Origin of the sequence: Vibrio pomeroyi, from assembly GCA_041879425.1 — a bacterium.
GTDB classification, from domain to species: domain Bacteria; phylum Pseudomonadota; class Gammaproteobacteria; order Enterobacterales; family Vibrionaceae; genus Vibrio; species Vibrio pomeroyi_A.
Genome location: CP090854.1, coordinates 311385 through 333138, shown reverse-complemented (window position 1 = coordinate 333138; position 21754 = coordinate 311385). Strand labels below are relative to the sequence as shown.

Here is a 21754-nt window from a genome sequence, read left to right as displayed (position 1 = left end):
CTAGGTCGATATTGGTGGGTCTGAGTGGACTTGAACCACCGACCTCCCGCTTATCAGGCGAGCGCTCTAACCAGCTGAGCTACAGACCCAATATCGTCTCTTAACTTTTCTAAACCTAATCAATCTGTGTGGACACTTATCGTGAATATCTTCGTATAAGGAGGTGATCCAGCCCCAGGTTCCCCTAGGGCTACCTTGTTACGACTTCACCCCAGTCATGAACCACAAAGTGGTGAGCGTCCTCCCCGAAAGGTTAAACTACCCACTTCTTTTGCAGCCCACTCCCATGGTGTGACGGGCGGTGTGTACAAGGCCCGGGAACGTATTCACCGTAGCATTCTGATCTACGATTACTAGCGATTCCGACTTCATGGAGTCGAGTTGCAGACTCCAATCCGGACTACGACGCACTTTTTGGGATTCGCTCACTATCGCTAGCTTGCTGCCCTCTGTATGCGCCATTGTAGCACGTGTGTAGCCCTACTCGTAAGGGCCATGATGACTTGACGTCGTCCCCACCTTCCTCCGGTTTATCACCGGCAGTCTCCCTGGAGTTCCCGACATTACTCGCTGGCAAACAAGGATAAGGGTTGCGCTCGTTGCGGGACTTAACCCAACATTTCACAACACGAGCTGACGACAGCCATGCAGCACCTGTCTCAGAGCTCCCGAAGGCACACCTGCGTCTCCGCTGGCTTCTCTGGATGTCAAGAGTAGGTAAGGTTCTTCGCGTTGCATCGAATTAAACCACATGCTCCACCGCTTGTGCGGGCCCCCGTCAATTCATTTGAGTTTTAATCTTGCGACCGTACTCCCCAGGCGGTCTACTTAACGCGTTAGCTCCGAAAGCCACGGCTCAAGGCCACAACCTCCAAGTAGACATCGTTTACGGCGTGGACTACCAGGGTATCTAATCCTGTTTGCTCCCCACGCTTTCGCATCTGAGTGTCAGTATCTGTCCAGGGGGCCGCCTTCGCCACTGGTATTCCTTCAGATCTCTACGCATTTCACCGCTACACCTGAAATTCTACCCCCCTCTACAGTACTCTAGTTCACCAGTTTCAAATGCAGTTCCGAGGTTGAGCCCCGGGCTTTCACATCTGACTTAATGAACCACCTGCATGCGCTTTACGCCCAGTAATTCCGATTAACGCTCGCACCCTCCGTATTACCGCGGCTGCTGGCACGGAGTTAGCCGGTGCTTCTTCTGTTGCTAACGTCAAGAGATGCAGCTATTAACTACACCCCCTTCCTCACAACTGAAAGTACTTTACAACCCGAAGGCCTTCTTCATACACGCGGCATGGCTGCATCAGGCTTTCGCCCATTGTGCAATATTCCCCACTGCTGCCTCCCGTAGGAGTCTGGACCGTGTCTCAGTTCCAGTGTGGCTGATCATCCTCTCAGACCAGCTAGGGATCGTCGCCTTGGTGAGCCATTACCTCACCAACTAGCTAATCCCACCTAGGCATATCTTGACGCGAGAGGCCCGAAGGTCCCCCTCTTTGGCCCGTAGGCATTATGCGGTATTAGCCATCGTTTCCAATGGTTATCCCCCACATCAAGGCAATTTCCTAGGCATTACTCACCCGTCCGCCGCTCGACGCCCATTAACGCACCCGAAGGATTGTTAGTGTCGTTTCCGCTCGACTTGCATGTGTTAGGCCTGCCGCCAGCGTTCAATCTGAGCCATGATCAAACTCTTCAATTTAAGATTTTGTGACTCAACGAATACTGACTTCAAAACTAATATTTACCGAAGTAAACATGTAATTCTAAAGCTATTACCATTCCAACAGAATGGTAATGAATTGACTGTGCCAAATAACCGAGGTTATTTGTATTGGTCACTCAGTTCATTGAAATCAATTTTGATTCCGAAGAATCTGTTTTATCTAACGATAAAACGTTTTGATATTCATCAACGAGTGCCCACACAGATTGATAGGTTTAAATTGTTAAAGAGCTTTGCTTTCAGTGCCTTAGCACTTAAGCAGGACGCGTATAATACGCTTTCTACTTTGAAAGTCAACATAAAATACTAAGAAAACTTAGAACTCTATGGTGACTTGTCTACTTAGTAAACAAAGTCGAAATTAAAGCCTGGCGATGTCCTACTCTCACATGGGGAAGCCCCACACTACCATCGGCGCTATTGTGTTTCACTTCTGAGTTCGGCATGGAATCAGGTGGGTCCACAATGCTATGGTCGCCAAGCAAATTTTGCTTTTACTTTCAGTTTTTTAAAACTGAAGGCAAAATAATCTGGAAAACTGTATTTAAAAGTGTCTCTTCAAACTCATTCAAGGTCTGTCTTTGAGTCCACAAAACCCCTTGGGTGTTGTATGGTTAAGCCTCACGGGCAATTAGTACAGGTTAGCTCAATGCCTCGCAGCACTTACACACCCTGCCTATCAACGTTCTAGTCTTGAACAACCCTTAAGGACGCTTATAGCGTCAGGGAAAACTCATCTCAGGGCTCGCTTCCCGCTTAGATGCTTTCAGCGGTTATCGATTCCGAACTTAGCTACCGGGCAATGCCATTGGCATGACAACCCGAACACCAGAGGTTCGTCCACTCCGGTCCTCTCGTACTAGGAGCAGCCCCCTTCAATTTTCCAACGCCCACGGCAGATAGGGACCGAACTGTCTCACGACGTTCTAAACCCAGCTCGCGTACCACTTTAAATGGCGAACAGCCATACCCTTGGGACCGACTTCAGCCCCAGGATGTGATGAGCCGACATCGAGGTGCCAAACACCGCCGTCGATATGAACTCTTGGGCGGTATCAGCCTGTTATCCCCGGAGTACCTTTTATCCGTTGAGCGATGGCCCTTCCATTCAGAACCACCGGATCACTATGACCTGCTTTCGCACCTGCTCGAATTGTCATTCTCGCAGTCAAGCGGGCTTATGCCATTGCACTAACCACACGATGTCCAACCGTGTTTAGCCCACCTTCGTGCTCCTCCGTTACTCTTTGGGAGGAGACCGCCCCAGTCAAACTACCCACCAGGCACTGTCCGTAATCCCGATTCAGGGACCAACGTTAGAACATCAAAACTACAAGGGTGGTATTTCAAGGACGACTCCACCACATCTAGCGACGCGGTTTCATAGTCTCCCACCTATCCTACACATGTAGGTTCAATGTTCAGTGCCAAGCTGTAGTAAAGGTTCACGGGGTCTTTCCGTCTAGCCGCGGGTACACTGCATCTTCACAGCGATTTCAATTTCACTGAGTCTCGGGTGGAGACAGCGTGGCCATCATTACGCCATTCGTGCAGGTCGGAACTTACCCGACAAGGAATTTCGCTACCTTAGGACCGTTATAGTTACGGCCGCCGTTTACCGGGGCTTCGATCAAGAGCTTCGACCGAAGTCTAACCCCATCAATTAACCTTCCGGCACCGGGCAGGCGTCACACCGTATACGTCATCTTACGATTTTGCACAGTGCTGTGTTTTTAATAAACAGTTGCAGCCACCTGGTATCTGCGACTCTCGTCTGCTCCATCCGCAAGGGACTTCACTGATAAGAGCGTACCTTCTCCCGAAGTTACGGTACCATTTTGCCTAGTTCCTTCACCCGAGTTCTCTCAAGCGCCTTGGTATTCTCTACCCGACCACCTGTGTCGGTTTGGGGTACGATTCCTTACAATCTGAAGCTTAGAGGCTTTTCCTGGAAGCATGGCATCAATGACTTCACTACCGTAGTAGCTCGACATCGTATCTCAGCGTTAAGAAAGTCCGGATTTACCTAAACTTTCCGCCTACATACTTGAACCTGGACAACCGTCGCCAGGCCCACCTAGCCTTCTCCGTCCCCCCATCGCAATTGTAAGAAGTACGGGAATATTAACCCGTTTCCCATCGACTACGCCTTTCGGCCTCGCCTTAGGAGTCGACTTACCCTGCCCCGATTAACGTTGGACAGGAACCCTTGGTCTTCCGGCGAGGGAGTTTTTCACTCCCTTTATCGTTACTCATGTCAGCATTCGCACTTCTGATACCTCCAGCAGCCCTTACAGACCACCTTCAACGGCTTACAGAACGCTCCCCTACCCCACGCACCCTAAGGTACGTAGCCGCAGCTTCGGTGTATAGCTTAGCCCCGTTACATCTTCCGCGCAGGCCGACTCGACCAGTGAGCTATTACGCTTTCTTTAAATGATGGCTGCTTCTAAGCCAACATCCTGGCTGTCTGAGCCTTCCCACATCGTTTCCCACTTAGCTATACTTTGGGACCTTAGCTGGCGGTCTGGGTTGTTTCCCTCTCCACGACGGACGTTAGCACCCGCCGTGTGTCTCCCGGATAGTACTTACTGGTATTCGGAGTTTGCAAAGGGTTGGTAAGTCGGGATGACCCCCTAGCCTTAACAGTGCTCTACCCCCAGTAGTATTCGTCCGAGGCGCTACCTAAATAGCTTTCGGGGAGAACCAGCTATCTCCAGGTTTGATTGGCCTTTCACCCCTAGCCACAAGTCATCCGCTAATTTTTCAACATTAGTCGGTTCGGTCCTCCAGTTGATGTTACTCAACCTTCAACCTGCCCATGGCTAGATCACCTGGTTTCGGGTCTAATCCTAGCAACTGTACGCCCAGTTAAGACTCGGTTTCCCTACGGCTCCCCTAAACGGTTAACCTTGCTACTAAAATTAAGTCGCTGACCCATTATACAAAAGGTACGCAGTCACACCACGAAGGTGCTCCTACTGCTTGTACGTACACGGTTTCAGGTTCTATTTCACTCCCCTCACAGGGGTTCTTTTCGCCTTTCCCTCACGGTACTGGTTCACTATCGGTCAGTCAGTAGTATTTAGCCTTGGAGGATGGTCCCCCCATATTCAGACAGGATATCACGTGTCCCGCCCTACTCGTTTTCACTGATGATGAGATGTCGATTACGGGGCTATCACCCTTTATTGCGGCACTTTCCAGAGCCTTCATCTGTCTCATTAAAAGCTTAAGGGCTAATCCAATTTCGCTCGCCGCTACTTTCGGAATCTCGGTTGATTTCTCTTCCTCGGGGTACTTAGATGTTTCAGTTCCCCCGGTTTGCCTCCTGTTGCTATGTATTCACAACAGGATACTTACTTATGTAAGTGGGTTTCCCCATTCAGGAATCCCAGACTTAAAGGTTATTACTACCTAATCTGGGCTTATCGCAAGTTATTACGCCTTTCATCGCCTCTGACTGCCAAGGCATCCACCGTGTACGCTTAGTCACTTAACCATACAACCCGAAAGGGTCTCTGTTTTACTTTCACTTTTGAAAAGTGAAAACAAACTAGTATGGCAACTAACCAAGGTTTTTGGTTGTCATTAAGAAGGGTTAATTCTCAATGACTGTTTGCCGGACTCAATGTGATTCAAACGAATTTGAATCGAATACAAGACACTTGAATGTGTTTGTTGTGTTTATACCGTTCTTATTAACTAAGAGCAGATAAACATTGAGAACTTTTAAATTTGATTGAATTACTCGTAAGTAATCAATCAGTCAGCTTTCCAAATTGTTAAAGAGCTTGATTCAATAAAATGAACCATTTTTAAAGACACTTAAATAAATGCGCTTAAAGATGGTATCCCGTAGGGGAGTCGAACCCCTGTTACCGCCGTGAAAGGGCGGTGTCCTAGGCCTCTAGACGAACGGGACATAGGTTACTCTTAACTGTTTAAACATATCAATCTGTGTGGACACTTATCGTGAATATCTTCGTATAAGGAGGTGATCCAGCCCCAGGTTCCCCTAGGGCTACCTTGTTACGACTTCACCCCAGTCATGAACCACAAAGTGGTGAGCGTCCTCCCCGAAAGGTTAAACTACCCACTTCTTTTGCAGCCCACTCCCATGGTGTGACGGGCGGTGTGTACAAGGCCCGGGAACGTATTCACCGTAGCATTCTGATCTACGATTACTAGCGATTCCGACTTCATGGAGTCGAGTTGCAGACTCCAATCCGGACTACGACGCACTTTTTGGGATTCGCTCACTATCGCTAGCTTGCTGCCCTCTGTATGCGCCATTGTAGCACGTGTGTAGCCCTACTCGTAAGGGCCATGATGACTTGACGTCGTCCCCACCTTCCTCCGGTTTATCACCGGCAGTCTCCCTGGAGTTCCCGACATTACTCGCTGGCAAACAAGGATAAGGGTTGCGCTCGTTGCGGGACTTAACCCAACATTTCACAACACGAGCTGACGACAGCCATGCAGCACCTGTCTCAGAGCTCCCGAAGGCACACCTGCGTCTCCGCTGGCTTCTCTGGATGTCAAGAGTAGGTAAGGTTCTTCGCGTTGCATCGAATTAAACCACATGCTCCACCGCTTGTGCGGGCCCCCGTCAATTCATTTGAGTTTTAATCTTGCGACCGTACTCCCCAGGCGGTCTACTTAACGCGTTAGCTCCGAAAGCCACGGCTCAAGGCCACAACCTCCAAGTAGACATCGTTTACGGCGTGGACTACCAGGGTATCTAATCCTGTTTGCTCCCCACGCTTTCGCATCTGAGTGTCAGTATCTGTCCAGGGGGCCGCCTTCGCCACTGGTATTCCTTCAGATCTCTACGCATTTCACCGCTACACCTGAAATTCTACCCCCCTCTACAGTACTCTAGTTCACCAGTTTCAAATGCAGTTCCGAGGTTGAGCCCCGGGCTTTCACATCTGACTTAATGAACCACCTGCATGCGCTTTACGCCCAGTAATTCCGATTAACGCTCGCACCCTCCGTATTACCGCGGCTGCTGGCACGGAGTTAGCCGGTGCTTCTTCTGTTGCTAACGTCAAGAGATGCAGCTATTAACTACACCCCCTTCCTCACAACTGAAAGTACTTTACAACCCGAAGGCCTTCTTCATACACGCGGCATGGCTGCATCAGGCTTTCGCCCATTGTGCAATATTCCCCACTGCTGCCTCCCGTAGGAGTCTGGACCGTGTCTCAGTTCCAGTGTGGCTGATCATCCTCTCAGACCAGCTAGGGATCGTCGCCTTGGTGAGCCATTACCTCACCAACTAGCTAATCCCACCTAGGCATATCTTGACGCGAGAGGCCCGAAGGTCCCCCTCTTTGGCCCGTAGGCATTATGCGGTATTAGCCATCGTTTCCAATGGTTATCCCCCACATCAAGGCAATTTCCTAGGCATTACTCACCCGTCCGCCGCTCGACGCCCATTAACGCACCCGAAGGATTGTTAGTGTCGTTTCCGCTCGACTTGCATGTGTTAGGCCTGCCGCCAGCGTTCAATCTGAGCCATGATCAAACTCTTCAATTTAAGATTTTGTGACTCAACGAATACTGACTTCAAAACTAATATTTACCGAAGTAAACATGTAATTCTAAAGCTATTACCATTCCAACAGAATGGTAATGAATTGACTGTGCCAAATAACCGAGGTTATTTGTATTGGTCACTCAGTTCATTGAAATCAATTTTGATTCCGAAGAATCTGTTTTATCTAACGATAAAACGTTTTGATATTCATCAACGAGTGCCCACACAGATTGATAGGTTTAAATTGTTAAAGAGCTTTGCTTTCAGTGCCTTAGCACTTAAGCAGGACGCGTATAATACGCTTTCTACTTTGAAAGTCAACATAAAATACTAAGAAAACTTAGAACTCTATGGTGACTTGTCTACTTAGTAAACAAAGTCGAAATTAAAGCCTGGCGATGTCCTACTCTCACATGGGGAAGCCCCACACTACCATCGGCGCTATTGTGTTTCACTTCTGAGTTCGGCATGGAATCAGGTGGGTCCACAATGCTATGGTCGCCAAGCAAATTTTGCTTTTACTTTCAGTTTTTTAAAACTGAAGGCAAAATAATCTGGAAAACTGTATTTAAAAGTGTCTCTTCAAACTCATTCAAGGTCTGTCTTTGAGTCCACAAAACCCCTTGGGTGTTGTATGGTTAAGCCTCACGGGCAATTAGTACAGGTTAGCTCAATGCCTCGCAGCACTTACACACCCTGCCTATCAACGTTCTAGTCTTGAACAACCCTTAAGGACGCTTATAGCGTCAGGGAAAACTCATCTCAGGGCTCGCTTCCCGCTTAGATGCTTTCAGCGGTTATCGATTCCGAACTTAGCTACCGGGCAATGCCATTGGCATGACAACCCGAACACCAGAGGTTCGTCCACTCCGGTCCTCTCGTACTAGGAGCAGCCCCCTTCAATTTTCCAACGCCCACGGCAGATAGGGACCGAACTGTCTCACGACGTTCTAAACCCAGCTCGCGTACCACTTTAAATGGCGAACAGCCATACCCTTGGGACCGACTTCAGCCCCAGGATGTGATGAGCCGACATCGAGGTGCCAAACACCGCCGTCGATATGAACTCTTGGGCGGTATCAGCCTGTTATCCCCGGAGTACCTTTTATCCGTTGAGCGATGGCCCTTCCATTCAGAACCACCGGATCACTATGACCTGCTTTCGCACCTGCTCGAATTGTCATTCTCGCAGTCAAGCGGGCTTATGCCATTGCACTAACCACACGATGTCCAACCGTGTTTAGCCCACCTTCGTGCTCCTCCGTTACTCTTTGGGAGGAGACCGCCCCAGTCAAACTACCCACCAGGCACTGTCCGTAATCCCGATTCAGGGACCAACGTTAGAACATCAAAACTACAAGGGTGGTATTTCAAGGACGACTCCACCACATCTAGCGACGCGGTTTCATAGTCTCCCACCTATCCTACACATGTAGGTTCAATGTTCAGTGCCAAGCTGTAGTAAAGGTTCACGGGGTCTTTCCGTCTAGCCGCGGGTACACTGCATCTTCACAGCGATTTCAATTTCACTGAGTCTCGGGTGGAGACAGCGTGGCCATCATTACGCCATTCGTGCAGGTCGGAACTTACCCGACAAGGAATTTCGCTACCTTAGGACCGTTATAGTTACGGCCGCCGTTTACCGGGGCTTCGATCAAGAGCTTCGACCGAAGTCTAACCCCATCAATTAACCTTCCGGCACCGGGCAGGCGTCACACCGTATACGTCATCTTACGATTTTGCACAGTGCTGTGTTTTTAATAAACAGTTGCAGCCACCTGGTATCTGCGACTCTCGTCTGCTCCATCCGCAAGGGACTTCACTGATAAGAGCGTACCTTCTCCCGAAGTTACGGTACCATTTTGCCTAGTTCCTTCACCCGAGTTCTCTCAAGCGCCTTGGTATTCTCTACCCGACCACCTGTGTCGGTTTGGGGTACGATTCCTTACAATCTGAAGCTTAGAGGCTTTTCCTGGAAGCATGGCATCAATGACTTCACTACCGTAGTAGCTCGACATCGTATCTCAGCGTTAAGAAAGTCCGGATTTACCTAAACTTTCCGCCTACATACTTGAACCTGGACAACCGTCGCCAGGCCCACCTAGCCTTCTCCGTCCCCCCATCGCAATTGTAAGAAGTACGGGAATATTAACCCGTTTCCCATCGACTACGCCTTTCGGCCTCGCCTTAGGAGTCGACTTACCCTGCCCCGATTAACGTTGGACAGGAACCCTTGGTCTTCCGGCGAGGGAGTTTTTCACTCCCTTTATCGTTACTCATGTCAGCATTCGCACTTCTGATACCTCCAGCAGCCCTTACAGACCACCTTCAACGGCTTACAGAACGCTCCCCTACCCCACGCACCCTAAGGTACGTAGCCGCAGCTTCGGTGTATAGCTTAGCCCCGTTACATCTTCCGCGCAGGCCGACTCGACCAGTGAGCTATTACGCTTTCTTTAAATGATGGCTGCTTCTAAGCCAACATCCTGGCTGTCTGAGCCTTCCCACATCGTTTCCCACTTAGCTATACTTTGGGACCTTAGCTGGCGGTCTGGGTTGTTTCCCTCTCCACGACGGACGTTAGCACCCGCCGTGTGTCTCCCGGATAGTACTTACTGGTATTCGGAGTTTGCAAAGGGTTGGTAAGTCGGGATGACCCCCTAGCCTTAACAGTGCTCTACCCCCAGTAGTATTCGTCCGAGGCGCTACCTAAATAGCTTTCGGGGAGAACCAGCTATCTCCAGGTTTGATTGGCCTTTCACCCCTAGCCACAAGTCATCCGCTAATTTTTCAACATTAGTCGGTTCGGTCCTCCAGTTGATGTTACTCAACCTTCAACCTGCCCATGGCTAGATCACCTGGTTTCGGGTCTAATCCTAGCAACTGTACGCCCAGTTAAGACTCGGTTTCCCTACGGCTCCCCTAAACGGTTAACCTTGCTACTAAAATTAAGTCGCTGACCCATTATACAAAAGGTACGCAGTCACACCACGAAGGTGCTCCTACTGCTTGTACGTACACGGTTTCAGGTTCTATTTCACTCCCCTCACAGGGGTTCTTTTCGCCTTTCCCTCACGGTACTGGTTCACTATCGGTCAGTCAGTAGTATTTAGCCTTGGAGGATGGTCCCCCCATATTCAGACAGGATATCACGTGTCCCGCCCTACTCGTTTTCACTGATGATGAGATGTCGATTACGGGGCTATCACCCTTTATTGCGGCACTTTCCAGAGCCTTCATCTGTCTCATTAAAAGCTTAAGGGCTAATCCAATTTCGCTCGCCGCTACTTTCGGAATCTCGGTTGATTTCTCTTCCTCGGGGTACTTAGATGTTTCAGTTCCCCCGGTTTGCCTCCTGTTGCTATGTATTCACAACAGGATACTTACTTATGTAAGTGGGTTTCCCCATTCAGGAATCCCAGACTTAAAGGTTATTACTACCTAATCTGGGCTTATCGCAAGTTATTACGCCTTTCATCGCCTCTGACTGCCAAGGCATCCACCGTGTACGCTTAGTCACTTAACCATACAACCCGAAAGGGTCTTGTGTATGGCAACTAACCAAGGTTTTTGGTTGTCATTAAGAAGGGTTAATTCTCAATGACTGTTTGCCGGACTCAATGTGAATCAAACTAAGTTTGATTCGAATACAAGACACTTGAATGTGTTTGTTGTGTTTATACCGTTCTTATTAACTAAGAGCAGATAAACATTGAGAACTTTTAAATTTGATTGAATTACTCGTAAGTAATCAATCAGTCAGCTTTCCAAATTGTTAAAGAGCATAAAGCAAAAAGCTTTAATCAATAACTTGCGTTATTAATTAAAGCTCTGGCTTTAACTAAATCTAAACCATCAATCTGTGTGGACACTTATCGTGAATATCTTCGTATAAGGAGGTGATCCAGCCCCAGGTTCCCCTAGGGCTACCTTGTTACGACTTCACCCCAGTCATGAACCACAAAGTGGTGAGCGTCCTCCCCGAAAGGTTAAACTACCCACTTCTTTTGCAGCCCACTCCCATGGTGTGACGGGCGGTGTGTACAAGGCCCGGGAACGTATTCACCGTAGCATTCTGATCTACGATTACTAGCGATTCCGACTTCATGGAGTCGAGTTGCAGACTCCAATCCGGACTACGACGCACTTTTTGGGATTCGCTTACCATCGCTGGCTTGCTGCCCTCTGTATGCGCCATTGTAGCACGTGTGTAGCCCTACTCGTAAGGGCCATGATGACTTGACGTCGTCCCCACCTTCCTCCGGTTTATCACCGGCAGTCTCCCTGGAGTTCCCGACATTACTCGCTGGCAAACAAGGATAAGGGTTGCGCTCGTTGCGGGACTTAACCCAACATTTCACAACACGAGCTGACGACAGCCATGCAGCACCTGTCTCAGAGCTCCCGAAGGCACACCTGCGTCTCCGCTGGCTTCTCTGGATGTCAAGAGTAGGTAAGGTTCTTCGCGTTGCATCGAATTAAACCACATGCTCCACCGCTTGTGCGGGCCCCCGTCAATTCATTTGAGTTTTAATCTTGCGACCGTACTCCCCAGGCGGTCTACTTAACGCGTTAGCTCCGAAAGCCACGGCTCAAGGCCACAACCTCCAAGTAGACATCGTTTACGGCGTGGACTACCAGGGTATCTAATCCTGTTTGCTCCCCACGCTTTCGCATCTGAGTGTCAGTATCTGTCCAGGGGGCCGCCTTCGCCACTGGTATTCCTTCAGATCTCTACGCATTTCACCGCTACACCTGAAATTCTACCCCCCTCTACAGTACTCTAGTTCACCAGTTTCAAATGCAGTTCCGAGGTTGAGCCCCGGGCTTTCACATCTGACTTAATGAACCACCTGCATGCGCTTTACGCCCAGTAATTCCGATTAACGCTCGCACCCTCCGTATTACCGCGGCTGCTGGCACGGAGTTAGCCGGTGCTTCTTCTGTTGCTAACGTCAAGAGATGCAGCTATTAACTACACCCCCTTCCTCACAACTGAAAGTACTTTACAACCCGAAGGCCTTCTTCATACACGCGGCATGGCTGCATCAGGCTTTCGCCCATTGTGCAATATTCCCCACTGCTGCCTCCCGTAGGAGTCTGGACCGTGTCTCAGTTCCAGTGTGGCTGATCATCCTCTCAGACCAGCTAGGGATCGTCGCCTTGGTGAGCCATTACCTCACCAACTAGCTAATCCCACCTAGGCATATCTTGACGCGAGAGGCCCGAAGGTCCCCCTCTTTGGCCCGTAGGCATTATGCGGTATTAGCCATCGTTTCCAATGGTTATCCCCCACATCAAGGCAATTTCCTAGGCATTACTCACCCGTCCGCCGCTCGACGCCCATTAACGCACCCGAAGGATTGTTAGTGTCGTTTCCGCTCGACTTGCATGTGTTAGGCCTGCCGCCAGCGTTCAATCTGAGCCATGATCAAACTCTTCAATTTAAGATTTTGTGACTCAACGAATACTGACTTCAAAACTAATATTCATTCGAAAATGAACATGTAATTCTAAAGCTATTACCATTCCAACAGAATGGTAATGAATTGACTGTGCCAAATAACCGAAGTTATTTGTATTGGTCACTCAGTTCATTGAAATCAATTTTGATTCCGAAGAATCTGTTTTATCTATCGATAAAACGTTTTGATATTCATCAACGAGTGCCCACACAGATTGATAGGTTTAAATTGTTAAAGAGCTTCTCTTCGTTGTGACTTACATCACTTCGGAAGAGGCGGCCATTCTAGCGTTTTAATTCTCAGTGTCAAACACTTTTGAAAATTAGTTTCTACTTTCTAAAAGTAGAAGCGAATTATCGCTTAAAGCTAGTTGCCTTACTAACATTCTTCGCTGAAGCCTTGTGGCGTCTACCGTGTCAGTGAGGCGGCATTATAGAGATGTTCCTCACATTGGCAAGTGTTTATTACCGAAAATTGCAAAAATAACGGTTAGATGATGGATAAACACTCAAAGCCTTATTTATGCAAGTTTAACTACAAAGTACCTACATAATAACCACAGACTTATCCACAATTGCTTTAATTTTATCCCCTAGAAACTAAAAAAGCTGCCTTGAGGCAGCTTTTTAAATGGCAATGAGTCTAAATCCCAGAACCATATTGCTCTCCATCGTCTTCATGGAGACCACATTCTCGCTTTAGACCATTGAAACGGGTTTCTTCTTCAGTCATACCCGGTTCCCATTTCTTAGTCGTATGAGTATCTCCAACAGAAAGGTACCCCTGCTCGCGAAGTGGGTGGTAACTGAGACCATGCTCTTCTAAGTAATAATGAACGTCTTTATTTGTCCAATCAATTACTGGCAAGAATTTAAACACACCATTTTGGATAGATAAGATAGGCAAGTTTGCACGCGATTGAGATTGCTCTCTTCTCAACCCAGAAAACCAAGTGCCAGCCTCGAGCTCATCCAGCGCTCTTCTCATCGGTTCAACTTTATTAAGCTTGTTGTACTTCTCTATCCCTTCTATACCTTGCTCCCAAAGTTTGCCATATTGCGCTTCTTGCCAATTAGGGCTCTGCTGAGAACGAAAGACTTGAAGGTTTAGAGTCAACTTCTGACTTAACTCATCGATAAATCGATACGTTTCCGGGAATAGATACCCAGTGTCCGTAAGAATAACTGGAATATCGGGTTTTGCTTGAGTCACTAAGTGCAGCATCAACGCCGCTTGGATTCCGAAACTAGAAGACACAACATGTGTCCCTTCTAAATTGTCTAAAGCCCACTTAACTCTTTCTAATGCGGTTAGCTGCTCTAACTCAGCATTGATTTGTCCAAGACGAAGTATTTGCTCCGTCTTAGTCAATGCGAGTAGCTCTGCTAACTTCAGTTTTGAAGCGACAGAATTATGCATGCAGATCCCTCTTTGAAATGATCACCTCTTCGATGATGCCAGCTCGGATTGTAAAATCACCGAACCCTTCATTGTCGTTACGTTCCGTAGCCCAACGTCCCACCAGCGAATCAATCTCTTCTAAAATCTGAGCTGACGTGATGTTCTCTTTATACATCTTCGGGATACGAGTTCCGGCTTTGTTGCCACCTAAGTGCATGTTGTAACGCCCCGGCGCCTTACCGACTAAACCCAACTCAGCCAACATTGCACGACCACAACCGTTTGGACAACCCGTGATACGAAGGATGATGTTATCTTCTTCTGGTAATCCGTGTTTCTTCAGAATGTCTTCAACATCCGTTACAAACTCAGGAAGAAAACGCTCAGCTTCTGCCATTGCTAAAGGACATGTTGGGAATGCCACACAAGCCATTGAGTTTTTACGCTGCTCGGAAACGGCATCATCCATCAGACCGTATTGACGTGCCAGCTTTTCAATTTTTGCCTTTTGGCTCTTAGGCACACCTGCAACAATTAGGTTTTGGTTCGCTGTCATGCGGAAGTCACCTTTGTGGATCTTCGCTATTTCAGCAACACCTGTTTTCAGAGCTTTCCCAGGGAAATCAAGTAAACGACCATTTTCGATGAATAACGCTAAATGGTGCTTACCATCAATGCCTTCCGCCCAACCGATACGATCGCCACGGCCAGTAAACTCATAAGGACGGCTTTCAGAAAACTCAACGCCTGCACGTTTTTCTACTTCTGCTTTGAATACATCAATACCAACACGATCGAGTGTGTATTTGGTTTTTGCGTTCTTACGGTTCGAACGGTTACCCCAATCACGCTGAGTCGTTACCACCGCAGCTGCTACATCTAACGTTTTATCTAACGGCACAAAACCGAAATCGTCAGCTTTACGTGCATAAGTAGAAGTATCGCCGTGCGTCATTGCAAGACCACCGCCCACTAATACGTTAAAGCCCACCAGCTTTCCATCTTTAGCAATCGCGATGAAGTTAAGATCGTTAGCATGAACATCTACGTCATTTTGTGGAGGAATTACAACCGTCGTCTTGAACTTACGTGGTAAGTAGTTACTACCTAAGATAGGTTCTTCGTCCGTTGTTGCTAGCTTTTCACCATCTAACCAGATTTCTGCATAAGCACGAGTCTTAGGTAATAGATGTTCACTGATCTTTTTCGCCCATTCATAAGCTTCTTGGTGCAGCTCAGACTCAACTGGGTTTGTTGTACACAAAACATTTCGGTTTACGTCACCCGCAGTAGCAATTGAATCGATACCAATACTGTTTAGCGTTTGGTGCATCAACTTAATGTTCGGCTTCAATACACCATGGAACTGGAAGGTTTGACGTGTTGTTAGACGGATAGAACCATAAGAGGTGCTTTCATCTGCGAATTTATCAATCGCTAACCACTGCTTCGGAGTGATGATCCCGCCTGGCATACGCGCACGCAGCATGACATTATGTAAAGGTTCTAGCTTTTGCTTGGTACGTTCATTACGAATATCACGGTCGTCTTGTTGATACATACCGTGGAAACGGATCAGTTGAAAGTTATCTGCGGTAAAACCACCAGTGATTCTATCTTGGAGATCTTGTTCAATCGTACCGCGAAGATTTTTACTTTCACGCTTCAGACGTTCATTGTCAGCCAAAGGTCCCAGTACTTGACCTAGCACTTCTTGCTCTATTACTTGCTTGCTCATTAGTACACATCCCTTTGGTAACGTTTCGCTTTACGTAAATCATTAATATATTGTTCAGCTTGCTCGCGGCTCTGATTGCCATGTTTTTCCGCTATCGTAACTAACGCTTCATGAACATCTTTCGCCATTCGAGTCGCATCGCCACATACATAAAGGTACGCGCCCTCTTGAAGCCATTGCCAAACCTGAGCCGCTTGTTCGATTAAGCGATCTTGAACATAAACCTTTTCTTTTTGGTCACGACTAAAGGCAACATCAAGCTTGGTTAGCGCACCAGACTTAAGGTACTTCTGCCATTCAACTTGATATAAGAAATCTTGAGTGAAAGTTCGGTCACCAAAGAACAGCCAGCTTTTGCCTTCAGCATCATTGTTTTCACGCTCTTGAACAAAACTGCGGAACGGTGCGATACCGGTACCCGGGCCGACCATGATGATTGGTGTATTGTCGTCTTGTGGTAGTTTGAAGTTATTATTGTTCTCAACAAACACCTTCACTTCACCGCCTTCTTCAAGACGTTGAGCTAAGAAACTTGATGCTCCACCTAAACGAGACTCTTCACCTTTTTGGTACTCAACCAGACCAACCGTTAAGTGAACCTCTTCATCTACTTCTGCTTGGCTTGATGCAATAGAATAGAGGCGTGGGGTCAGCTTACGTAGTAGACCAATCAATTCATCAGCCGATAGCTTAGTTTTCTTCTCAGCTAAAACATCGACAACTTGAGTATTACCCGCGTATTCACGAAGCTTGTCTTTATCTTCCACCAGCTTAATTAACTTCTTGCTGCCAGAAAGCTCTGCAAACTTAGTTACTAGCTGAGGATTTGACGTGGTGATCTCGAACTTGCTTACTAGAGCGCTATGGATAGATAAGCTTTCACCATCTACATCGACACTCTCGATACCAGACAGCCCAACCTTAGCTAGAATCTGATTCGCCAATTCTGAACTGTTTTCGTACCACACGCCCAACGCGTCGCCCGGTTGGTAAGTGATACCCGACTCATCCAGATCAATCTCGATGTGACGAACATCTTTACCTGAATCACGACCAGTGATCTTCTGGCTTGTTAGTAATGTCGCTGTGTATGGATTTTGTTTCGTGTATTGCGAATGACCAGCAGCCGCTTGACCTACTGGTAGCTGAACCACTTCAGCTTCAGCGCCCGTAGAAAGAGCTTCTTGAACTTGTGACAGTGCTTTCGCTCGCCACTCTGTTGCCGATGCTTCGTAATCAACATCGCAATCGAGACGATCGACAAACGATTTAGCACCAAGCTTAGAAAGGAAGTTATCGAAGTCTTTAGCGGTTTGACAGAAGAACTCGTAGCTTGAGTCACCTAAACCAATCACACCGTATTGTAGGTTTGCTAGTTTTGGCGCTTTCTTTGATTGTAGGAATTCGTGCAGCTCAATAGCGTTATCAGGTGCTTCACCCTCACCATTGGTAGATGCTACAAAAATGACGTGTGTCTCTTTCGCTAGATTCTTACCTTTGTAGTCACTGGCATCGAAAAGCTCGACGGCAATACCTAAGGCTTTGGCTTCTGCTTCAAGCGATTCAGCAACACCTTTCGCGTTACCCGTTTGAGAAGCAAAGATAATACTTAACTTGCCCGCTGGTTTAGCGGCTACAGCAGCGGCAGCTTGAGCGATTGGTGCAGCTGCACCTACAGGCTGAGCTTGGCTCACCCCCCAAAGATAGCCACTGACCCATGCCAGTTGCTGTGAAGACAGTTCAGAAACAGTTTGCTGAAGATGACCCAGTTGTTGGTCATTAAGTGGTGCTGCTAGCCCAGGTAACTCATTAGCCCCAGACTGTGCATTATTATTTTGTGAAGACTCTTTCTTATTTAAAGACATGGTCACGACATCCCTAATCATTGCGTGACGATAGATTAACCACTCCTTTTAATAACAAGAAAGAATAGAAAAGTATGTTTTATAACTTTTTGGAAGTAAAAAGCGATTGAATAGATAAATTGGCTACTGGTTTTCAATACGAACTTGTTGAAAGCCCACCGCCATTGCCGACTTAGATGCTAAGTCTAGATCCGCATAATGGCACTCCTCACCATGAACATCAGTGAGCAGAACAAAGCCGCCTCCCATATGGCGAAACTCTACAACCCAAGACCCTTCTTGTATTGAGGGCTCTATGACCGCTTCCACTAGCAGATTTTCTCGATATAAATTTCGTAATTCATTGAGTGTCATATTCCATCCCTTGCTTTGACCTCACAACATAGACTCTATAAGAATAGACGCTAATCAGCTCTCTGTATAAGGATGGTCGAAAGTGATGAATGTGCTAACTAATTCCAGAAAGATATATACCTAAGTAACCAATAGATATAAAAAAACGCCACTTAATAAAGTAGCGTTTTTAAAATTTGTTCTAAATGCTTTTCAAAATAAGCTTTAATCGCTTAGAAGCGTACTTCCGCACCAGCGAACCAGCCATCTACCATGACAAAGCTTTTACCTAGATCAGATTTAAAGAACTCATCTGAGTCTAGGTCGATAACACGGTAGCCACCACGCAGAGCAATTTCAGATTCTGACACAGGGATTCGGTACTGAACACCTGCCATTAAGTCCGTGCTCTTAATGCCGCTGCTATCACCGAACTCCATCGTACCAATGATATCGAAATTGGTATCAGGAACGTTGATCTCTGCGTTGCCGTAGAAGCTCCACGTAAATTCATCAAAAGTTGATGTTTTCGCGCCTGTCGCTATTGGTTCGATGTAATTAGAGTTTGAATACTGAGTAAACGTCACACCCGCATCAAAGTTCATCAACTTGTGTTCTAGCAGAGTGTAGTAAAACGTGTAGTCGTACTTATCAAAGGCCAACGCATCCGTATCAATAGACGTATAACGGAAGCTAGCATTTGGCAGCATTGGGGCATTATGCTCAAATGCGAAATACACAGAAGGAGAGTTAGAATCTTCGTCTTGTCTCACTTCGTTTAGCTTGGTACTTCCCCACCACATATCGGCACCGACTTTAGCCGTGTAAGAAAACTCTTCTTCAGCAGCGACTGCCGAACTTAAAGATAGCATTCCCACTAAAGCAATTAATGGCATTTTATTCATTTGAGATAGCTCCAATTCCATATCGTTGTGCTAAGTGTATGCACATTCATAGATTATTGGGGAAAATTCTATCACACATCTTAAAGACTAGAACGATAAACCGCTGGTGAATAAAGATTTGACGGCACCATGACGTTAGTAACGTCTTTGGTTAGAACTGTGTACATAGTTTTTGAAAAACCACACACCAATTGCAATCACAATCAACCAAGGCAACAACTTAAACACGACACTCATCATACCCAAGACCAACATGACTAACAGTGCTACACCAGTTGCGGCCAATACCGTCATAAACGTAATACCAGTGACAAGCAGAGTTGCTACGAAAATAAGAACAAAGATTAATTCAAACATAATGGTCTCCCTAATGAGTTAATGACCTATCTTTCCTACTTTCTAACATTGCAGCTTCCATACCAAGTTAGTAAAAACAATAAAACCCTTATTTATCAGGTAAATAAAAAGCCACACATCTTAATGCGTGGCTTTTAAAGAAACCATCAATGGTAAATTTAGCCTCTAATGGCGAATTTAACCTTAGGTTTAAATCTTGGGCTTTTAAGCTCGAACTTTTAACTTAGAGGGAGGTTATACGTTTAGCTCTTTAGGGATCTTAGCCAATGCTGTCTGCACCACCTCAATGCCCGCGCCTTTCTTATGCGCATTCTCACTGATGTAACGACGCCATTGTCTTGCGCCCGGCATGCTTTGGAATAAACCAAGCATATGACGAGAGATGTGCCCTAGGCTTGCACCGTTTGAAAGTTCACGTTCGATGTACGGATACATCTCTTCAACTACTTGTGAGCGCTTCTTAATTGGCGTATCCAAACCAAAAATCTGTTGATCAACTTCAGCCAAGATAAACGGGCTATGATAAGCCTCACGACCGATCATCACACCATCAAGGTGTTGCAAGTGCTCTTTAGTTTGCTCAAGAGTAGTAATGCCACCATTCACAGCAATCACAAGATCAGAGAAGTCTTTCTTGATTTGGTATGCACGATCGTAATCTAGCGGTGGGATCTCGCGGTTCTCTTTCGGGCTAAGGCCACTCAACCATGCTTTACGAGCATGAATAGTAAATTGCTCACAGCCGCCTTTTTCAGAAACCGTAGAAACAAACTTAGTTAGAAACTCATAAGAATCTTGATCATCGATACCTATACGCGTTTTCACTGTGATTGGAATATCAGTCACTTCTTTCATTGCTGATACACAATCAGCCACCAGCTCAGGCTCTGCCATTAGGCACGCCCCAAAGCGACCATTTTGAACTCGGTCTGAAGGGCAACCTACGTTTAGGTTCACTTCATCGTAGCCGCGCTCACCAGCAAGTTTTGCACAAGCAGCGAGATCAACAGGGTTTGAACCACCAAGTTGAAGTGCAAGAGGGTGTTCTTGCTCGTTGTATTCTAGAAAGTCGCCCTTACCATGTAAGATCGCGCCCGTTGTTACCATTTCCGTGTACAGAAGAGTCTGCTGAGAAAGCAAACGGTGAAAGTAACGACAGTGGCGGTCAGTCCAATCGAGCATGGGTGCAACGGATAAGCGGTTAGCCGCGTATTTACTAGTATTGTCAGGTTTCATAAGGTGTTACTCGAAATCTATATACTGTATATATATACAGCAACTTGCTAGAGTTGCCCCAAACTCACCCTTTCAGTACGCATATAGTACGTATCGATGGAGTAGGACGAATGGCATCATTTAGCATTAAAAAAAGAACACTAAAAAGCGGTGAATCACGCTTCACAGTGGACATTGTAGTCAAAAAGAATTCGGCGATTATACACAGGGAATCGAAAACATTCAGGAAAAAAGAACTCGCTAGAACCTATGCAAACAAGCGGGTTCTTGAGCTAGAAAACCCTGACGAATCCGGACAGAAATCCGTACCGTTGTACGTACTTCTGGACAAGTTTATGGAAGAGCCTGATTTATGGGATAAAACAGGACGAACGAAGCAATACGTAATTAAGCTTCTTCGTGACTGTGACATATCCAAGATTGAAAGCGACAAGCTAAGAACTAGCGACTTAATCCAACACTGTAAAAATAGAAAAGGTGGAGGAGCTGGCGGTGCAACGGTCTATCACGATGTTGCTTATCTCCGTTCTGTGATGAAAAAAGCAAAGCCTGTGTTCAATATCGCGGCCAACTTTCAGATATTTGATGAAGCAATTCCGGTTCTCATTGATATGGCACTAATAGGTAAAAGCCAGAAACGAACACGCCGCCCAACTTCCGAAGAACTAAAACGCTTAAAGCTTGGATTAGAACAACGTGAGTCTTTCCGGCCAAACGGCAAAACTCGAATCCCGTTCACCGACATTCTTGAGTTTAGCATTCTCACTTGCATGCGAATTGGCGAAGTCTGCAAGCTTCGTTGGGAAGACCTCAACCAAGAACATAAAACAATTCTTGTCAGAGACAGAAAAGACCCAAGGAAAAAAGAAGGTAACCACATGATTGTTCCACTACTTGGTGAGTCATTTGAGATCGCACTGAAACAACCGAACAAAGGCGAACTCATTTTCCCATACAACTCACGAAGTGTTAGCGCAGGGTTTCAAAGAGTGAGAAACGAATTAGGTATTGAGGATTTAAGGTATCACGACTTACGAAGAGAGGGAGCCAGTCGACTGTTTGAAAAGGGCTACTCAATTGAAGAAGTAGCCCAAGTAACTGGGCATAGAAACCTAAACATTTTGTGGCAAGTATATACGCAGCTATTTCCACATAAACTACACAGGAAATAAAA

8 protein-coding genes, 2 tRNA genes and 7 rRNA genes are annotated in these 21754 nt (G+C 46.7%); 1 reads left to right on the top strand and 16 read right to left on the bottom strand.

From position 1 onward, the window contains the following. Nucleotides 1-12 precede the first annotated feature (12 nt). From L0992_01625 to dusA, 16 genes are all read right to left on the bottom strand, one after another. Nucleotides 13-89, bottom strand: a tRNA-Ile gene (locus L0992_01625). 67 nt (nt 90-156) lie between these two features. Then, a 16S ribosomal RNA gene (locus L0992_01620) occupies nt 157-1711 on the bottom strand. A gap of 390 nt (nt 1712-2101) precedes the next feature. Further along, nucleotides 2102-2217 (bottom strand): 5S ribosomal RNA (gene rrf / locus L0992_01615). A gap of 128 nt (nt 2218-2345) precedes the next feature. After that, a 23S ribosomal RNA gene (locus L0992_01610) occupies nt 2346-5237 on the bottom strand. 347 nt (nt 5238-5584) lie between these two features. Further along, nucleotides 5585-5660, bottom strand: a tRNA-Glu gene (locus L0992_01605). A 65-nt stretch (nt 5661-5725) separates the two neighbouring features. Then, nucleotides 5726-7280, bottom strand: a 16S ribosomal RNA gene (locus L0992_01600). A 390-nt stretch (nt 7281-7670) separates the two neighbouring features. After that, nucleotides 7671-7786: ribosomal RNA gene (rrf, locus tag L0992_01595) — 5S ribosomal RNA — on the bottom strand. A 128-nt stretch (nt 7787-7914) separates the two neighbouring features. Beyond that, nucleotides 7915-10806, bottom strand: a 23S ribosomal RNA gene (locus L0992_01590). A 366-nt stretch (nt 10807-11172) separates the two neighbouring features. Beyond that, nucleotides 11173-12727: ribosomal RNA gene (locus L0992_01585) — 16S ribosomal RNA — on the bottom strand. The 16S, 23S and 5S rRNA genes sit together here with 2 tRNA genes alongside, the layout of an rRNA operon. Nucleotides 12728-13387: 660 nt before the next feature. Further along, nucleotides 13388-14164: a phosphoadenylyl-sulfate reductase gene (locus tag L0992_01580; GenBank protein XGB67439.1), complete on the bottom strand. Its 777-nt coding sequence runs from the start codon at nt 14162-14164 to the stop codon at nt 13388-13390. Further along, nucleotides 14157-15884 (bottom strand): assimilatory sulfite reductase (NADPH) hemoprotein subunit, encoded by a 1728-nt coding sequence (cysI, locus tag L0992_01575; protein XGB67438.1) that lies wholly within the window; start codon nt 15882-15884, stop codon nt 14157-14159. The genes L0992_01580 and cysI overlap by 8 nt, the downstream gene beginning before the upstream one ends. Next, nucleotides 15884-17749, bottom strand: coding sequence for an assimilatory sulfite reductase (NADPH) flavoprotein subunit (locus L0992_01570; GenBank protein ID XGB67437.1), 1866 nt, complete (start codon nt 17747-17749; stop codon nt 15884-15886). The genes cysI and L0992_01570 overlap by 1 nt, the downstream gene beginning before the upstream one ends. A 123-nt stretch (nt 17750-17872) precedes the next feature. Next, nucleotides 17873-18103, bottom strand: coding sequence for a hypothetical protein (locus L0992_01565; GenBank protein ID XGB67436.1), 231 nt, complete (start codon nt 18101-18103; stop codon nt 17873-17875). A gap of 212 nt (nt 18104-18315) precedes the next feature. After that, on the bottom strand, nt 18316-18987 hold the full coding sequence (locus L0992_01560; GenBank protein XGB67435.1) for a TIGR04219 family outer membrane beta-barrel protein: 672 nt from the start codon (nt 18985-18987) through the stop codon (nt 18316-18318). A 135-nt stretch (nt 18988-19122) separates the two neighbouring features. Further along, on the bottom strand, nt 19123-19344 hold the full coding sequence (gene pspG, locus L0992_01555; GenBank protein XGB67434.1) for an envelope stress response protein PspG: 222 nt from the start codon (nt 19342-19344) through the stop codon (nt 19123-19125). A gap of 234 nt (nt 19345-19578) precedes the next feature. After that, complete coding sequence (dusA, locus tag L0992_01550) at nt 19579-20580, bottom strand: tRNA dihydrouridine(20/20a) synthase DusA (GenBank protein XGB67433.1); 1002 nt, start codon at nt 20578-20580, stop codon at nt 19579-19581. 110 nt (nt 20581-20690) lie between these two features. On the opposite strand from dusA, the gene L0992_01545 reads away from it, so the two are divergent. Then, nucleotides 20691-21752, top strand: a complete 1062-nt coding sequence (locus L0992_01545) for a site-specific integrase (protein ID XGB67432.1) — start codon at nt 20691-20693, stop codon at nt 21750-21752. Nucleotides 21753-21754: the final 2 nt, after the last annotated feature.